The following is a 1,109-nucleotide window of genomic DNA, read 5'->3' as shown; positions in this document are numbered from 1 at the left end:
TCTGGTTCGTATAAAGCGATATCAAACATGGTATTGAAATAGAGTTGGTCAAAGAGAGGGGCAGTATATACCCAAGTGCAGCGACTTGGGTACAAAAGAGGACTTGGCGCTTACCAATCTTACCCCTTCATCGTTAGCGGTTACACGAGCGCGCGAGTGTAGTTCTCTTCGACGGCGCGCCAGTTCACCACATTCCACCAAGCGTCGATGTATTCTGGTCGACGGTTCTGATAACTGATGTAGTATGCGTGCTCCCACACATCTAATGCAAGGATAGGCTCGCCGCGTACATCGGCCACGTCCATTAACGGGTTATCCTGATTGCTGGTGGAGGTGATGTGGATGTCGCCATCTTTCACAACTAACCATGCAAAGCCAGATCCAAACGTATTAACGGCTGCTTGAGCGAATTCGTCTTTGAACTTTTCGAAGTGACCAAACTTGTCGTTGATGGCTTGCGCAAGTGCGCCTTGTGGTTCACCGCCGCCTTCTGGCGACATGCAATTCCAGTAAAGGATGTGGTTGTAGTAGCCGCCGCCATTATTGCGAATGGCTGGGCTATGTTGCGAAACGGCTGCGAAGATTTCGTCTAGCGATTGTGTTTCAAGATCACTGCCTTGCACGGCGGTGACGAATTTATCGAAGTAAGTTTTGTGGTGTTTGCTGTAATGCACTTCCATGGTTTTTGCGTCGATGTATGGCTCTAACGCATCGTATGGGTAAGGCAGAGCGGGAAATGTATGCGACATAGTAAATCCTCCTTAATCGGAGGATTTACTCTAATGTTAATAAAAATCATTATCAACTGAAGTCTTGTAGGGTTATTTGCCTACTTTAACTAAAGGCAGCGTGATGGAGACGCGCAAACCTCCCAGTGGGCTGCGGCTCGCGACTATCGTACCGCTGTGCTGACGAATCGCACTTTCGGTGATGGTTAACCCTAATCCTGTGCCGCCAGAGTGACGATCACGAGCAGTAGACACACTATAAGAGGTACTGAAAATCGCTGCTATCGCTTCAGCCGGATCTTTTGCACTGGTGTTATCGACGGTAATGTTCAGTGTTTCAGTCTTGTCTTGAATGTCTATCTGCACTTCATCTTTTCCGTA

General features: G+C 48.1%; 2 protein-coding genes. Both read right to left on the bottom strand.

Going from position 1 to position 1,109, the window contains the following annotated elements; genetic code table 11:
* Positions 1 to 140: 140 nt before the first annotated feature.
* Complete coding sequence (locus R8N28_RS26485; protein WP_029843164.1) at positions 141 to 749, bottom strand: superoxide dismutase; 609 nt, start codon at positions 747 to 749, stop codon at positions 141 to 143.
* Between the two features lie 72 nt (positions 750 to 821).
* Positions 822 to 1,109, bottom strand: a 288-nt coding sequence (locus R8N28_RS26480) for an ATP-binding protein (RefSeq protein ID WP_318183822.1), incomplete at its 5' end; no start/stop codon positions are given.

The sequence above is a fragment of the Vibrio sp. Vb1554 genome (genome assembly GCF_033344235.1).
The sequence above is the reverse complement of the archived record's forward strand: the minus strand, read 5'-3'. Positions and strand labels throughout refer to the sequence as shown.

Coding starts and splice junctions, on each gene's coding strand:
- R8N28_RS26485 (WP_029843164.1), bottom strand. CDS start 749: ATGTCGCATACATTTCCCGCTCTGCCTTACCCATACGATGCGTTAGAG.